Origin of the sequence: Nonomuraea sp. 3-1Str, assembly GCF_031570565.1 — a bacterium.
In the GTDB taxonomy this organism is placed as follows: domain Bacteria; phylum Actinomycetota; class Actinomycetes; order Streptosporangiales; family Streptosporangiaceae; genus Nonomuraea.
In genome coordinates this window covers 24438-39237 of record NZ_JALHBK010000024.1, presented here as the reverse complement: position 1 = coordinate 39237, position 14800 = coordinate 24438, and the positions used below count along the sequence as shown (strand labels likewise).

Annotated in this window: 12 protein-coding genes; 3 read left to right on the top strand and 9 right to left on the bottom strand. The window is 72.4% G+C overall.

All coding sequences use genetic code 11. The features are described 5' to 3' along the window. Positions 1-39 precede the first annotated feature (39 nt). Together MTP10_RS30515 and MTP10_RS30510 are read right to left on the bottom strand one after the other, a co-directional pair. The gene (locus MTP10_RS30515; protein ID WP_310713502.1) at positions 40-804 is read right to left on the bottom strand and encodes an SDR family NAD(P)-dependent oxidoreductase; all 765 of its coding nucleotides are present in this window, start codon (positions 802-804) and stop codon (positions 40-42) included. A gap of 24 nt (positions 805-828) precedes the next feature. Continuing rightward, the gene (locus MTP10_RS30510) at positions 829-1911 is read right to left on the bottom strand and encodes an alanine racemase (RefSeq protein ID WP_310713501.1); all 1083 of its coding nucleotides are present in this window, start codon (positions 1909-1911) and stop codon (positions 829-831) included. Positions 1912-2180: 269 nt separating this feature from the next. Between MTP10_RS30510 and MTP10_RS30505 the strand changes: the two genes are divergently transcribed. Next, a complete protein-coding gene (locus tag MTP10_RS30505) occupies positions 2181-3122 on the top strand; it encodes a zinc-binding dehydrogenase (protein WP_310713499.1) in 942 nt (313 codons plus the stop codon). A 63-nt stretch (positions 3123-3185) separates the two neighbouring features. Here the strand turns inward: MTP10_RS30505 and MTP10_RS30500 are convergent, their stop codons facing one another. From MTP10_RS30500 to MTP10_RS30470, 7 genes are all read right to left on the bottom strand, one after another. Continuing rightward, positions 3186-4025 carry an SMP-30/gluconolactonase/LRE family protein gene (locus MTP10_RS30500; protein WP_310713497.1) on the bottom strand — a complete coding sequence of 280 codons (840 nt, stop codon included), beginning with the start codon at positions 4023-4025 and terminating at the stop codon, positions 3186-3188. 40 nt (positions 4026-4065) lie between these two features. Next, complete coding sequence (locus tag MTP10_RS30495; RefSeq protein ID WP_310713495.1) at positions 4066-4824, bottom strand: IclR family transcriptional regulator; 759 nt, start codon at positions 4822-4824, stop codon at positions 4066-4068. A 115-nt stretch (positions 4825-4939) separates the two neighbouring features. Beyond that, positions 4940-6502, bottom strand: a complete 1563-nt coding sequence (locus tag MTP10_RS30490) for a glycoside hydrolase family 43 protein (protein WP_310713493.1) — start codon at positions 6500-6502, stop codon at positions 4940-4942. After that, a complete protein-coding gene (locus MTP10_RS30485; RefSeq protein WP_310713491.1) occupies positions 6499-8826 on the bottom strand; it encodes a glycoside hydrolase family 3 N-terminal domain-containing protein in 2328 nt (775 codons plus the stop codon). Before MTP10_RS30485 ends, MTP10_RS30490 begins: the two co-directional genes overlap by 4 nt. A gap of 21 nt (positions 8827-8847) precedes the next feature. Beyond that, positions 8848-9693: a carbohydrate ABC transporter permease gene (locus MTP10_RS30480; RefSeq protein WP_310713489.1), complete on the bottom strand. Its 846-nt coding sequence runs from the start codon at positions 9691-9693 to the stop codon at positions 8848-8850. Continuing rightward, the gene (locus MTP10_RS30475; RefSeq protein ID WP_310713487.1) at positions 9690-10652 is read right to left on the bottom strand and encodes a sugar ABC transporter permease; all 963 of its coding nucleotides are present in this window, start codon (positions 10650-10652) and stop codon (positions 9690-9692) included. Before MTP10_RS30475 ends, MTP10_RS30480 begins: the two co-directional genes overlap by 4 nt. 7 nt (positions 10653-10659) lie before the next feature. Continuing rightward, positions 10660-11934 (bottom strand): extracellular solute-binding protein, encoded by a 1275-nt coding sequence (locus MTP10_RS30470; RefSeq protein ID WP_310713485.1) that lies wholly within the window; start codon positions 11932-11934, stop codon positions 10660-10662. A 269-nt stretch (positions 11935-12203) separates the two neighbouring features. Between MTP10_RS30470 and MTP10_RS30465 the strand changes: the two genes are divergently transcribed. Together MTP10_RS30465 and MTP10_RS30460 are read left to right on the top strand one after the other, a co-directional pair. After that, positions 12204-13241 carry a LacI family DNA-binding transcriptional regulator gene (locus tag MTP10_RS30465; RefSeq protein ID WP_310713483.1) on the top strand — a complete coding sequence of 346 codons (1038 nt, stop codon included), beginning with the start codon at positions 12204-12206 and terminating at the stop codon, positions 13239-13241. 196 nt (positions 13242-13437) lie between these two features. Then, positions 13438-14712 carry a GH39 family glycosyl hydrolase gene (locus tag MTP10_RS30460; protein ID WP_310713481.1) on the top strand — a complete coding sequence of 425 codons (1275 nt, stop codon included), beginning with the start codon at positions 13438-13440 and terminating at the stop codon, positions 14710-14712. Positions 14713-14800 lie beyond the last annotated feature (88 nt).

Genomic DNA, 14800 nt, shown 5'->3' with positions numbered 1-14800 from the left:
AGGACACCACCCGAGCGGAGAGCGTGTCAAGGGGTGGATCTACATGACGGCCAGCTGACCACCGTCGATGACCAGCTCGGTGCCGTGGATGAAGGCCGCGTCGTCACTGGCGAGGAAGGCGTAGCCGGCGGCCACCTCCTCGGCCAGACCGGCGCGGCCGAGCGGGATCAGCTCGCTCTCGTACGACGAGACGAAGTCGTCGGCCAGCCCGGCCGAGATGGAGGCGTTGAGCGGGGTCCTGATGTAGCCGGGACAGAGCGCGTTGACCCGGATGCCGTGCCTGCCGAGCTCCACGGCCATGGTCTTGGTGAGCAGCAGCACCCCGCCCTTGGAGGCGTTGTAGTGGGCGTAGTCCGCCTCGCCGCCCAGGCCGTTGGTGGAGGACATGTTGAGGATCACCCCGCCCGTGCCCTGGTCCACGAGCCGCCTGGCCACGGCCTGGGCGACGAGGAACATGCCGCGCAGGTTCACGGCCATGATCCGGTCCCAGTGCTCCGGCGAGATCTCCAGGAACGGCTCGCGCCAGGCCGTTCCGGCGTTGTTGATCAGGACGTCCAGCCCGCCGAGCGCCGCGATCGCGCCCTCGACCAGCCGGGAGACCTCCGCCTCCGCCGACACGTCGGCCGCCAGGCCGCTCACCTCGCCCAGCGCCGACAGCTCTGACGCGGTCGCCGCCACCTCGGCCGGGTCCAGCCCGCCGATGACGACCCTGGCGCCCTCCTCCAGGAACCTGCGTGCCGTGGCGGCGCCGATCCCGCTGCTGCCGCCGCTGATCAGCACCCTCTTGCCGGCCAGTCCCCTCATGCGACCTCCCCCTTCGTCAGCATGTCAGCGCACGGCGCCGCGGGCCGCGACGCGCAGTTCGGTGGTGACCCGGCCGCCCTCGACCCCGTACGCGGAGTCGAACATGTTCACGGCCGAGCAGGCGTGACCGGGGATGAGCTGGACCCGCGTGCCGACCGGCAGCGCGTCGTGGTGGCCCGGCTCCAGCAGCGCCACGCCGTGCTCCTCGTTGAGGAAGTCCATGTGCGCGTACGGATGCCCGACCACCCTGATCCAGTCGGGCGTGCCGGTGCCGTCGGAGGTGAGGCACTTGGTGCCGGCGTCGAACACGACCCGTTCGGGCGTCGGCCGGGCGATGACCGTGGACAGCACGCGGGCGCCGGCGGTCCGCTCGGTGGCGACCCCCAGCCGGATCATCGCGGTGTCGTTGAAGACATAGGTGCCCGGCCTGATCTCGGTCACCCCGGCCACTCCCGCGACGTGCCTGGCGGTGGGCGTGGAGCCGACGCTGATCTCGCGCAGGGCGATGCCCTCGCGGGCGCACAGCTCGGCGGTGGCCACCAGGTCGGCGCCCTCGCGCCGGGAGGTCTCGGCCAGCTCCTCCGCGGTGCGGGAGTGGTAGGCGTGGCCGGCCAGCGTGAGGAGGCCGACGACCTCGACGCCGGGGATCGCGGCGATCTCGGCCACCAGGTCGGCGGTGGGCCGCCCCGGCGGGCGTCCGAGCCGGTGCTGGCCGGTGTCCACCTCGACCAGGACCTCCACCGGCGGCCCGCCCAGCCGGCCGAGCCCCTCCGCCACCTCGGGCGAGTCGAGGCTGACGCGGACCCTGGCCCGCTCGCGCAGCGCCGCCAGCCGGCGCAGCTTGGGCTCGCCCCAGATCGGGAAGGCGAGCAGGATGTCGTCGATCCCGGCGTCGGCCATCACCTCGGCCTCGCCGAGCTTGGCGCAGGTGATGCCGCTCGCCCCGGCGTCGAGCTGCATGCGCGCCAGCTCGGGCATCTTGTGGGTCTTGATGTGCGGGCGCAGGCGGACGCCGTTGCTCGCCGCCGCCTTCGCCATCTCGCTCACGTTGGCCCTGACCACGTCCAGGTCGATGACGAGAGCCGGCGTGTCGATCTCGGGGTACATGCGTGGGACCGCCCCTCTGGTAGTTCCCGGCGAAAATAGCACCAATTCCGCATGGCGCACTAGCGTTCCGTTTAGCGGAACTCTTGACATCGTTGCGTGGTGCTGATGTTCTGTCGTGGTTTCGGAACTACATTCTGCATAGCGGAATCGGGAGCACATATGAGGCTTGGCACCGTACGCGCCGGCACCGGCGATCCCCCGCCGGCCGCCGTCCAGGTGGACGTCTCCGGCATCGGCACCCTGACCAACCCTGTGATCGGAGCGACGCCGTGAAGGCACTGGTGTTCACCGGACCCGCGACGGTGGAGCTGCGGGAGGTCGACGAGCCCGTGGTCGGCCGGGACGAGGTGCTGGTCCACGTGGTCGCCTCCGGCATCTGCGGGAGCGAGCTGCACGGCGTCAGGACGCCCGGCTTCCGGGTGCCGCCGCTGGTGATGGGGCACGAGTTCGCGGGCCGCACCGACGACGGGCGGCCGGTGCTGGTCAACCCGATCCTGTCGTGCGGGTCGTGCGACGTGTGCGCGCTCGGGCTGCGGAACGTGTGCCGGAACCGGCGGATCGTCGGGGTGCACCGGCCCGGCGGGTTCGCCGAGCGCGTGTCCGTGCCCGCCGCCGCGCTGGTCGCCCTGCCCGAGGGACTCGGCTGGACGGCCGCGGGCGTCGTGGAGCCCGTGGCGAACGCCGTGCACGCCTGGGAGCTGGCCGGAGCCCCGGCCGGGGCGCGGGTGGGTGTCATCGGCGCGGGCGCGATCGGGCTGGCGTGCCTGCAGGTCGCCCGTACGGGCGGGGCCGCCGGGGTGGACGTCGCCGACCGGTCGGAGAGCCGCCTGGCCCTCGCCGGCCGCCTCGGGGCGGACGCCGCGACCGGCGAGCTGACCGGCGAGTACGACGTGATCTTCGACGCGGTGGGCGCGGCGGCCACCCGTCGCGCGTCGGCCGCCCTGCTGCGGCCGGGTGGGACGGCGGTCTGGCTGGGGCTGGCCGACACCGAGCCCGGCTTCGACGCGGCCGGGCTGGTGCGCGGCGAGCAGCGGGTGCTGGGCTCGTTCGCCTACTCCGGCGCCGACTTCGCCGCCGCCGCCGCGATGGTCGGGAGCTGGGACCTGAGCTGGGTGGACACGTTCCCGCTGAGCGAAGGGGCGGAGGTCTTCACCAGGCTCATGAACGGCGACCCGAACCCCGTCAAGGCCCTCCTGTCCCCCGGAGCCTGACCTTCCCGGCCTTCCACGGGCGCCCGGACTCCTCGGGCGCCCGTTCTCCGTGCGTGCCGGCCGTCAGGGGCGGAGCAGGTCGCGGTAGGGATTGGCGGGCAGGCCCGTGTACGGGGTGGGGCAGCGCCACAGCTCCCCGCCGCCGCTGCCGTCCCAGGCGGTGGTCACGTAGAGCACGTCCAGATCGGGCCCGCCCAACGCGCAGCTCGTCACGTTGGCGGCCGGGACGGGGACGGTCAGGTCCGTCGAGCCGTCGGGCCGCAGCCGCACGACCGACGCGCCACCCCACAGCGCGACCCACACGTGCCCGGCGGCGTCCACCGTGATGCCGTCGGGCTGCGGGAGCCCGGCGAAGCGCCGCCGGTTCGCCATCTCGCCGCTCGCCGGGTCGTAGTCGAAGACGTCCACCTGGTCGGTGGCCGTGTCCACGTAGTACAGCAGCCGCTCGTCCGGGCTCCACGCGATGCCGTTCGAGATCGTCACCCCGGCCAGCACCCGCGCGCAGCTCCGGTCGGTGTCCAGCCGGTAGAGCGAGCCCGCGCCCGGGGTGTCGTCCTCGGCCTTGGTGCCCGCGAAGAACCGTCCGGCGCGGTCGCAGGCGCCGTCGTTCATCCGGTTGCCGGGCGGCTCGGCGGCGGTCACGGGGGCGACCACCTCCAGCCGTCCCCCCTCGTGGACGGCGAAGCCGTCCCTGACCGCGAGCGCCAGGCCGCCCGAGGCCCGGGGCAGCGCCACGCCGACCGGCCGGCCCACGTCGATGGACTCCAGGGCGTCGTCGGCGGGGTCCAGCCGGTGCACCAGGCCGGCCGGGATGTCCACCCACAGCAGCGTCCCCGTGCCGTCGTCCCAGCGTGGCCCCTCGCCGAGCCGGGCCGCGGGAACCGGTACCGGTTTCAGGTCCATCCCAAACCCCTTCGATCCACCATGCAGAATGGCATTCCGGTCAGAGCTGCTCGGAGATCGCGCGACGGAGGCCCGCCCCGACCTCTTCCAGCCGGGCCGGCGACATCCGGTCCTTGATCGCGGTCACGCTCACCGCGGCGACCGGCACGGTCCTGCCCAGGAAGATCGGCGCCGCGACGCAGCGCACGCCCGGCTCGTTCTCCTCCAGGTCGAGCGCGTAGCCGCGGTCCCGGACCTGCTCCAGGTGGGCGGCGAGCTTGGCCGGGGCGGTGATGGTGTTCCTGGTCCGCACGCCGAGGGGGCCGTACCTCTCGGCCCACGCCTTGACGGCCTCGTCGGTCGGGTACGTCCAGGCCAGCAGCGCCTTGCCGACGCCCGTGCAGTGCGCGGCGTTGCGCCCGCCCACCACCGAGCTCATCGTGATCGACCGCACGGCCTCGACCTTGTCGAGGTAGACGATCTCGCCGCCGTCGAGCACGGCCATGTGCACGGTCTCGTCGAACTCCTCGCGCAGCCGCAGCAGCAGCGGACGCACGAGGGTGCGCAGGTCCATGGACTCGTAGTATCGGAAGGCCGTGGCCAGCAGCTCGGTGCCCAGGAAGTAGGGGCCGCTCGGCTCGGGCTGCGCGGCGAAGCCGCGGTGCTTCAGCGCGCCGAGCAGGCGGTGCAGCGAGCTCTTGGGCAGGGCGAGCCGGGTGGCGAGCTCGTCGAGCGTAACGCCCCGGCTGTGCTTGCCGATCTCCTGCAGGATCAGCAGGGCGCGGTCGACGCTCCCCACCGGGGACTGGGCCTCACCCACGGGGCTCTCTTCCAGAAGATTCCATGCAATGGAATGCTAGCGCGTCATCCGGAATCTCGCCTCACATCCGCCCTCCAGAACGGGTACTTGTCGGAAGGAGCCGTGCCCCTGATGCCTAGCCGGTCGCCTGGTAGTCGAACCAGTCGAAGCACGCGCTGCCCTCGGTGGCGTACATGCCGATGACCCGGCCGGTGAAGCCGGTGGCGACCTCGGTGGACAGGTAGCGGCCGTCCAGCTCGGCCAGCAGCGTGTCCCCCGCGGAGAAGGAGATGGTGTCCGGGCCCCTGGCCGCCACACCGGTCGGCTGCGTGGGCGACCCGGCGACCGGCCCGATGACGGACGGCGGCAGGATGTCGCGGGTGCGGACGTCGATGGTGAGAGTGAGCGGGCCGGGCGGCACCGGCCGCTCGGCCACGCACTGGCGCAGCGGCCCGATCCGGGCGATCACCCGGGCCCGCCCGCCGCTCACCTCCAGGTCGTAGTGGTGGGCCTCGTCCATCCGGATGGACAGCCCCGCCGTGCCCGGCTCCGATCCGGGCGGTTCCGATCCGGCCGGTTCCGATCCGGGTGGGGCCGGTTCGAGCCGGGCGGTGACGCGGCAGTCGTGGTGCTGCTGGCGGCGGCCGACGAAGGTGTGGCCGGGCCGGTCGAGGGTCGGGCCGGTGGCGTGCAGGGTGAGCCGGCCGGGGCGCTCGGTCAGCGACCACGAACCGTCCGGGCGGTCGCGCGGGGAGATCCAGTACGGGGCCAGGGCGTCACCGTCGAAGTCGTCGCGGGACGGCTCCGGCGCGAGCGGGTGCCAGACGGCGGGCGCGGGGTGGCGCTCCTCGACGGGCCCCACGACCGGCCAGCCGTCCTCCCACCGCACCGGGGTGAGGAAGGTCTCCCGGCCCAGGACCTGGAACTCCGGGGTGTAGCCGCGCGGGCGGGTGCCGAGCAGCACCATCCACCAGGAGCCGTCGGCGGCCTGGACCAGGTCGGCGTGGCCGGTGCTCTGGATCGGCCGGTCGGTGCCGCGGTGGGTGAGGATCGGGTTGGCCGGGCCGGGCTCGAACGGGCCGCGCGGCGAGCGGGCGCGGGCGATCGACACGGCGTGGCCGCGCTCGGTGCCGCCCTCCGACATCAGCAGGTACCACCGGCCGTCCACCTGGAACAGGTGCGGCGCCTCCGGGTACTTCCCGCCGGTGCCGGACCAGACCTGGTACGGGCCCTCCAGCATCTGGCCCGCCGCGGGGTCGATCCGCGCGACCTGGGTGCCGGAGAAGGCGCACCAGCAGGAGCCGTTCTCGTCCCAGGTCAGGTCGGGGTCGATGCCGGGCAGGTCGATCCAGACCGGGTCCGACCACGGCCCCTCGGGGCGCTCGGCGGTGACGATGAAGTTGCCCCGCCCTCCCACGTTCGTGGTGATCAGGTAGAAGGTGCCGTCGTGGTGGCGGATCGTCGGCGCGTAGATCCCGCCGGAGGCGGGGATGTCCGGGGGCAGGTGGAGTTGCGAGGGCCGGTCCAGGACGTTGCCGATCTGCCGCCAGTGCACCAGGTCACGGCTGTGGAAGATCGGCACGCCGGGGAAGTACTCGAAGCTGGAGCACACCAGGTAGTAGTCGTCGCCGGCCCGGCACACGCTCGGGTCGGGGTGGAACCCGGCCACCACCGGGTTGTCGTAGGTCCGCGTGTTCACTGGTTCCTCTCCTGGAGACGGGCACGGGTGGTGAGCCGGCGCGCGGCACCGAGCACGCCTGGGGCTCCGGTGACCCGGATCCGGGCGCTCAGCGGCAGGTCGCCCGCAGACGGCCCGGACGACAGCACGATCTCCCCCGGCTCCACGAGCCGGCGGCCGTCGACGCCGGTGAACGAGAACGCGTCGGCGGGCACGTCGAAGGCGACCTCGCGGGACTCCCCCGGCTCCAGCGGCACCCGGGCGAAGCCGACCAGCCACACCACGGGCCGGGTGACCTGCGCCACCGGGTCGGAGGCGTACAGCTGCACGACCTCCTCCACGGGACGCTCGCCCGCGTTGCGGACCGTCACCCGCGCCTCGATCTCGCCGTCCGTACGACATTCCGGCTGCGACGTGCCCATGGCCTCGTACGCGACCGGCGCGTACGACAGCCCGTGGCCGAACGGGAAGGCGGGAGTGGGGTCCAGCACCGTGATCCCGTCGGCCCTGCCGCCGAGCGGCGGTTGCAGGTAGGTGGACGGGTTGATGGACGGCGAGCGCGGGATCTGCACGGGCAGCCGCCCGGACGGGTTCACCCGGCCGCTCAGCACCCCGGCGAGCGCCGCTCCTCCCTCCACCCCGGGGAAGAACGCCTGGATCGCGGCGGCCACCCGGTCCTCGTACGCGCCGAGGGCGTAGGGACGCCCGGACACCACGACGAGCACGACGGGTGTCCCCGTCTCCAGCACCGCCTCCACCAGCTCCGCCTGCACGCCGGGCAGCCGCAGGTCGGCCGCGTCGCAGCCCTCGCCCGAGGTGCCGCCGCCGAACATCCCGGCCCGGTCGCCGACGAGCAGCAGCGCGACATCCGAGCCCGCGGCCAGGTCGGCCGCCGCGGCGAAGCCCGACGTGTCCCCGCCGGAGACGTCCGCTCCGAGGGCGTACCGCACGGCGGCGCCGGGGAACTCCGCCTCGACGCGGCTCAGGACGGTCTCGACCGGCAGGCCCATGCCGCGGGAGGGATACCGGTCGAGCACGTGGTTGGGGAAGGAGTAGCAGCCCATCAGGGTGCGCGGGTCGTCGGCGCAGGGCCCGATGACGGCGATCCTGGCGGTCGTCCGCGGGTCGAGGGGCAGCAGCCGGCCGGCGTTGCGCAGCAGCACGATGGACCGTTCCGCGACGGCGGCGGCCAGCTCGCGGTTGGCCGCGCTGTCCGGGTCGGCGTCCGCCGCGCCCTCCGGGACGAGCGGGCCGCCGTCCAGCAGGCCCAGCTCGGCCTTCTGCCGCAGCACCCGGCGCACCGCCTCGTCCACGACCGACTCCTCCACCCGGCCGGCCTTCACCTGCTCGACCAGGTTGCGGCCGTAGCTCCGGGTCTCGGGCAGCTCCACGTCGATGCCGGCGCGCAGCGCGAGCGCGCCCGCGGCGGCGTCGTCCTCGGCGACGCGGTGCATCGTGGCCAGGAACGGGATCGACCAGTAGTCGGACACCACGGTGCCGTCGAACCCCCACTCCTCGCGCAGCAGCCGCCGCAGCAGGTCGGCGCTCGCCGCGACCGGCACGCCGTCGACGTCGGTGTAGGAGTTCATGACCGAGCGCGCCCCGCCCTCCCGCAGCGCCGTCTCGAACGGCGGCAGGATCACGTCGGCGAACTCGCGCGGGCCCATGCCGACCGGCGCGTGGTTGCGGGCCGCGCGGGAGGCGGCGTACCCGGCGAAGTGCTTCAACGTGGCGATGATCCCGGTCTGCTCCAGACCGCGCACGTAGGCGGCGCCGAGCTGCCCGACCAGGTACGGGTCCTCGCCGAGGGTCTCCTCGACGCGCCCCCAGCGATAGTCGCGCACCACGTCGAGCACCGGCGACAGCCCCTGGTGCACGCCGGCGGCGCGCAGGTCCCGGCCGATCGCGGCGGCCATGCGCTCCACCAGGGCGGGGTCGAAGGTCGCGGCCCAGGCCAGTGGCGTGGGGTACGCGGTCGCGCCGAAGGCGGCGAACCCGGTCAGGCACTCCTCGTGCGCGATCGCCGGGATGCCGAGCCGGCTGGCCGCCACCACCCGCTCCTGGAGCAGCCGCAGGCGTTCGGCTCCCTCGGCGGGGCTCAGCGGCTCGGTGCCGTGGACGCGGGTGAGGTGGCCGATGCCGTCGCGCAGCCGATCGTCCAGGTCGGTGCCGGGCACGGCGAAGAAGTCCTGCATGGGCGCGACCTCGCCGCCGTCGTCCACGCGGATCCACACCGAGCCGAGCTGAGCGACCTTTTCCTCCAGGGTCAGCTCCGCCAGCAGGGTTTCCGCCCGCTCGGCGGGGGTGCGGCCCTGGTCCCGCCACGGGACGTTCACATATGTCATGACTTCCTCAGAGTGAGTGCTTCAGCCCTTGAAGGCGCCGTCCATGATCCCGGCCACCATGCGCCGGCCCACGAAGACGAACAGCACGAGCAGCGGGAGCGTGGTCAGGAACGAGCCCGCCATGGCCAGGCCGAGGTCGACGGTGTAGCTGTTCTGCAGAGCCTTGATGGCGATCTGCGCGGTGTACATCTCGGGCGACTTCAGCACGATGAACGGCCACAGGAAGTCGTTCCACGCGGTGACGAAGCCGAGCAGCCCGAGCACGAACGCGGCCGGGCGCACCAGCGGGAAGGCGATGCGCCAGAAGATCTGCCAGGTCGTCGCACCGTCGATGCGGGCGGCCTGCAGGATCTCGTCGCTGATCGTGGTGGACAGGTGCTGGCGCATCCAGAAGATGCCGAACGCGCTGGCCAGTCCCGGCACGATCAGCGCCTGCAGGGTGTCCACCCAGCCCAGCGACGAAATGATCATGTACTGCGGGATGACGGCGAGCTGCGTCGGCACGGTCATGGTCAGCACGACGACCAGGAACAGCGCGTTGCGGCCGGGGAAGCGCAGCTTGGCGAAGGCGAAGCCGGCCAGCGAGCACAGCACGGCGTGCCCGACGCCGATCGTCCCGGCCACGATCAGGCTGTTGACGATCGAGCGGACGAACGGCACGGTCGTGAACACCAGCCCGGCCAGGTGGAAGAAGTTGCCGCCGGGCACGATCTCGGGCGGCAGCCGGGTGGCGGTCGCGGTGTCGGTGGTGGCCACCACGAACATCCAGTACAGCGGGAACACGCAGCCCAGCACCGCGAGGGCCAGCAGGAGGTAGGTCCACCAGCGCACGCGCTCGGCGGAACGCCGCTTCGGCTCGGTCATCATCGCTCCGGACGGATGCGGGTGGACAGGACGTAGTTGAGCGATGCCACGGCGATGACCAGCACGAACAGGGCCACGCCGATGGCCGCGCCGTAGCCGAACTGGAACTGGCCGAAGCCCTGCTCGTACAGGAAGAGCGTGAGCGTCTGGCACTGCCGGATCGGCCCGCAGGTGAGCGGCGCGCTGCGGGAGACCAGCAGCGGCTCGGTGAAGATCTGCAGGCCCCCGATCGTCGAGGTCACGATCGTGAACACGATGACGGGCCGCAGCGACGGTACGGAGATGTGCCGGAACTGCTTCCAGCCGCCGGCGCCGTCCACCGCGGCCGCCTCGTAGACCGCGCGTGGGATCGCCTGCAGGGAGGCCAGGTACAGCAGCGTCGTGTAGCCGAACCAGCGCCAGGTCACCATGACCGCGATCAGCACGTGGCTGCCCCACACCGACTGGACGAAGTCGATCGGCTCGACGCCGAACCATCCGAGCACCCAGTTGAGCAGGCCGTAGTCGCGGTCGAACATCTGGGCGAACACGATCGTGGTGGCGGCGACCGAGGTGATGTACGGGACCAGCATCGACATGCGGAAGAACACCGCCATCCGCAGCCGCGCGTGGTTGAGCAGGTGCGCCAGCCCGAGGGCCAGCGCCAACTGCGGCACGGTGGACAGCAGCCAGATGCTGATGGTGTTCCAGGCGGCGTTCCAGAACCGGGTGTCGGCGAGCAGACGGCTGAAGTTGTCGAAGCCGATGAAGACGTGCTCGCCGATCGGGTTCCAGTCGAACAGCGCCACATAGAACGTGAAAAGCAGCGGCACCAGCCCGAACACCCCGAAGATCAGGAAGAACGGAGCGATGTAGGCGTACGGGGCGATCCGCTCGCTGATGCGCTCTCGCGCGCTCGTGGGGGGCGCGGGCGAGACGGGCGGCCTGCCGGCCGCCCGTCTCGTGCCGAGACTCGTCGTCACGCTCGTCCTACTTGCCGATGGCGGTCTTGATGTTGCCCAGCGCCGCGTCCCACGCCTTGGCCGGGTCGCCCTTGCCCTGCTCGACGTTGGTGATGGCGTTCTGGAACTCCTGGCCGATGGCGGAGCTGTCGGGGCCGATGTGGAACGGCTTCAGCCCGAGCAGCGACGTGGTGTAGATGGCGCCGGTCGGCGCGTCGGAGAAGAACGGATCCTTCAGTCCGGTCAGCTTCGGGTCCTTGTAGACCGACGGGGTGGTGGGCAGCGCGCCCGAGTCCACGAAGTGGTCCAGCTGGCCCTGCGGCGACTGCGTCTTGGCGATGTAGTCCCAGGCGGCCTTGGGGTTCTTGGCGTTCTTGGGGATGGCCAGATAGCTGCCGCCCCAGTTGCCCGCCCCACCGGGGATGACGGCGACGTCCCACTTGCCCTTGGTGCCGGGGGCGTTGGTGCGGATGCCGTTCAGCATCCAGGACGGCGCGGAGATCACGGCGAACTGGTCCTTGCCCATGCCCGCGCTCCAGCCGTCGGTGAACGAGCTCTGCTTGGCCGTGATCCCGGCCTGCGCCGCCTTGATGGCCAGGTCGAAGGCGGCCTTGACCTGCGGGCTGGTGCTGTAGACGACGTTGCCGGAGGGGTCGTAGTACTTCTGCGGGCCCTGGTTGACCGCCTGGTAGAACACGCTGGTGGCGGCGTTGTCCACGAACGCCTTGCCGGTCGCCGCCGTGTACTTCTTGCCCGTCTCGATGAAGGCGTCCCAGGTGGGCCAGAGCTTGCCGACCTCCTCCCGGTCCGTGGGCAGCCCGGCCTTCTTGAACAGGTCGGTGCGGTAGGCGACGGCCATGCCGCCCACGTCGGTGGGGATGCCGATGATCTCGCCGCCCTTGGCGGTGCTCTGGCTCATCACCCAGTCGAGGTAGTCGCCCTTGACCTTGTCCGCGCCGTACTGGCGCAGGTCCTGGAAGTTCTGCGGCTGCTGCACGAACTTGGGCAGGTCGTCGCCCTGGATGAGCACCAGGTCGGGCACCTTGCCCCCGGCCAGCGCGGTGGTGAGCGCCTGCGCCGTCTCCACCGAGTTGCCCACCTCGGTGAGCTTCACCTGCACACCCGGGTTCTGCTTCTGGTAGCCCTCGACGGAGACCTTCTGGTTGATCCCGGTGAACGACCAGAACTCGAAGGACTTGCCGTCGCCGGCCGGCTGGGACGAGGTGCTCCCGCCTCCGCAGGCGGCCGTGGCCAGGGCGAGTGCCGCGGTGAGCGCGGCCGAGGGGATGATGCGAGACTTCACGGCGATCTCTTCCGATGGTGGTTTCAGTGCTGGCACGGGCCGCCGGGCGCGGCGGCGGTGGAGTCGAAGGGGGTTGGCACGGGAGTTCTCGTCGACCGGCAGCGCGGCGCCCTCGCCGGGAAGGACGCCGGGTCCTGAAAGTTTCGGCAATATGGCCGATCGTTAAGCCGCGACTTTAGGCCGATGTCTCGAAACCCGTCAAGAACCTGCCTGTAAGATCGCCGAAACAGTCGGGTGAACGCCCGAAACGCTCTGGTTAGACTGCCGCCATGACCGCGACCAGGGAGCCGTACGGCTCCGCGCCCGCCCAGCCGCTGACCATCGCGCAGCTCGCCGAGCTGGCCGGGGTGTCCACGGCGACGGTCTCCAAGGTGGTCAACGGCCGGTCGGAGGTCGCGCCCGAGACCCGCGCCCTGGTCGAGGGCCTCATCCGCGAGCACGGCTACCGCAGGCAGCGGCGGCGCGTCAGCCAGGCCCCCCTGGTGGAGCTGGTCTTCCACGCGCTGGAGGGCGACTACGCGATAGAGATCATCAAAGGGGTCCAGCAGGTGGCCCGCGAGCACCACCTGGCCGTGGTCGTCTCGGAGCTGCGGCACCGCCCCGTCGCCGGCCGCGACTGGATCGACGACGTGCTGACCCGCCGCCCCACCGGGGTGATCCCGGTGTTCTCCGGCCTGACCGACGAACAGTGCGCCCAGCTCGCGGCCCGCGACATCCCCCTCGTCCTCCTGGACCCGACCGGCGACGCGGGGAGCGGACTCCCCTCGGTGGGCGCGGGCAACTGGAGCGGGGGCCTCGCGGCCACCCGCCACCTCCTGGAGCTCGGGCACCGGCGCATCGCGATCATCACCGGCCCCGGCTACGCCCTGTGCAACCGGGCCCGACTCGACGGCTACCGCGCCGCCCTGGACATGGCCGGTGTGCCCGTCGACCCGGACCTGATCCGCCAGGGCGACTTCCTCGTCGAGGGCGGACTCGCCCAGGCCGGCGCGCTGCTGCGGCTGCCAGACCCGCCGACCGCGATCTTCGCCGGCAACGACGGCCAGGCCATCGGCGTCTACCAGGCGGCCCACGCGATGGGGCTGCGGGTCCCGGACGACCTGAGCGTGGTCGGTTTCGACGACCTGCCGTCGATGCGCTGGGCACTGCCGCCGCTGACCACGATCCGCCAGCCGCTGACCGAGATGGCCGCAGCGGCGGCCACCATGCTGGTGACGCTCGCCCGGGGCGGCCCGCCACCCCAGGGCCGGGTCGAGCTGGGCACCGAGCTCGTCGTCCGGGGCAGCACCGCTCCGCCCGCTCGCTGACCGAAACTTTCTGTGGTTTCACCGTACGTATGGCTTCGGTGAACCCTTGACAGTGCGTCGCGGCCCCGCCTAACGTGACGCGGACCACAGGCGTGAGCACCCAGCGTCAGCTGTTAGCGCTATCACAGGAACGCACGCCTCCCCCACGACTCCCGGCCGACGACCGCGCGGCACGCGCCCTGACCACGGAGGCGACATGATCGTCGACCGCATCGTCATCGACATGGCGACCCACGGCGGAGCTCCCACGTATCGGGCGTCCGGCTTCCTCTACGGCCTCTCCCCTGACGCCTCCCAGCCCCCGCCGCCCATGACGGACGAGATCAAGGTCAGGCAGCTCCGGGCGGGCGGCTCGCAGCTCCCCGCTCCCGACGGCGGCTGGGTCACCGGCGGGTACGCCGCACGGTGGGACCTCGTGAAGGCGTACCGCGCGCGGGCCGGGCGGACCGGCGCCCACCTCGAGGTGCTGCTCTCCGATCTGTGGGGCGCCGACGGGGCCGACATCCCGCGCTATCCGGGGGACGACGGCGACTGGAGCGGCTACACCGCCTTCCTCGACCAGCTCGTCGGCGACGCCAAGGCCGACGGGATCACCGGAGAGGACATCCGCTGGGACGTGTGGAACGAGGCCGACTACGACGCCTTCTGGCGCGGTCGCGGCCAGGACCAGTACCTGGAGATGTTCCGCCGCGGCACCCTGGCCATCAGGGCCGCCCTCCCGGGCGCCGTGATCGTGGGCCCGAGCTCGGCGTGCTCGCCCGGGGACCCCTGGTTCGCCGCCTACCTCGACTACGTGAAGGCGAACGACGTCGTCCCCGACGTGCTGAGCTGGCACACCCTGCCCGGCGACCCGGCCGCCGAGGCCGCCGAGGCGCGCGCCCTGCTGGCCGCCCGTGACATGAGCGTCTCCGGGTTCTCGGTCAACGAGTACGGGGCCGCCGGGGACGACCAGCAGCCGGGTCCCTCCGCGTGGTACGTCGCGCGGCTGGAGCGGGGCGGCTGCGACGGGTCGCGGGCGAACTGGGGCATGGTCGGCCGGACGCCGTCGCTGCACGACACGCTGGGCGAGCTCACCACCGCGGAAACTGGGCTGCCCATGGGCCAGTGGTGGGTGTACAAGCGCTACGCCGAGCAGAGCGGCGTCCGGGCCGGCCTCACGCCCGGGGCGGCCGAGGCCCGCGACGGCGTGGTCTTCCAGGATCCCGCCGCCCGCAGGTCGATCGCCGTGCTGGGAGCCACGCCGGCGGCCGAGGCGGGCCAGGTGGCCGTCCGGTACGACGACGTCCCGCCCTACCTGCTGAGCGGCGGATCGACGAACATCCGGGTGGAGCGCCTTCCCGCGACCGGCTCCCACGTCGGCGCGCCGGTGACGGTCTCCGACAGCCGGGCCGAGGTGGGCGGCGGCTCCGTCACGGTGACCATCGACTGGGCGGACCCCCTCGACGCGTACGCCGTCACGCTCACACCGTGACGCCCCCGCGTGGCCGGTGATCCCCGCGAGGAGGCGCATGGTGGCCTCCGCCGCGTCGAGAGGGGCACCACCGCCTGAAGCGGTGGCG

Coding starts and splice junctions, on each gene's coding strand:
- MTP10_RS30465 (WP_310713483.1), top strand. CDS start 12,204: ATGACCGCGACCAGGGAGCCGTACGGCTCCGCGCCCGCCCAGCCGCTG.
- MTP10_RS30500 (WP_310713497.1), bottom strand. CDS start 4,025: ATGGACCTGAAACCGGTACCGGTTCCCGCGGCCCGGCTCGGCGAGGGG.
- MTP10_RS30510 (WP_310713501.1), bottom strand. CDS start 1,911: ATGTACCCCGAGATCGACACGCCGGCTCTCGTCATCGACCTGGACGTG.
- MTP10_RS30480 (WP_310713489.1), bottom strand. CDS start 9,693: ATGATGACCGAGCCGAAGCGGCGTTCCGCCGAGCGCGTGCGCTGGTGG.
- MTP10_RS30485 (WP_310713491.1), bottom strand. CDS start 8,826: ATGACATATGTGAACGTCCCGTGGCGGGACCAGGGCCGCACCCCCGCC.
- MTP10_RS30515 (WP_310713502.1), bottom strand. CDS start 804: ATGAGGGGACTGGCCGGCAAGAGGGTGCTGATCAGCGGCGGCAGCAGC.
- MTP10_RS30460 (WP_310713481.1), top strand. CDS start 13,438: ATGATCGTCGACCGCATCGTCATCGACATGGCGACCCACGGCGGAGCT.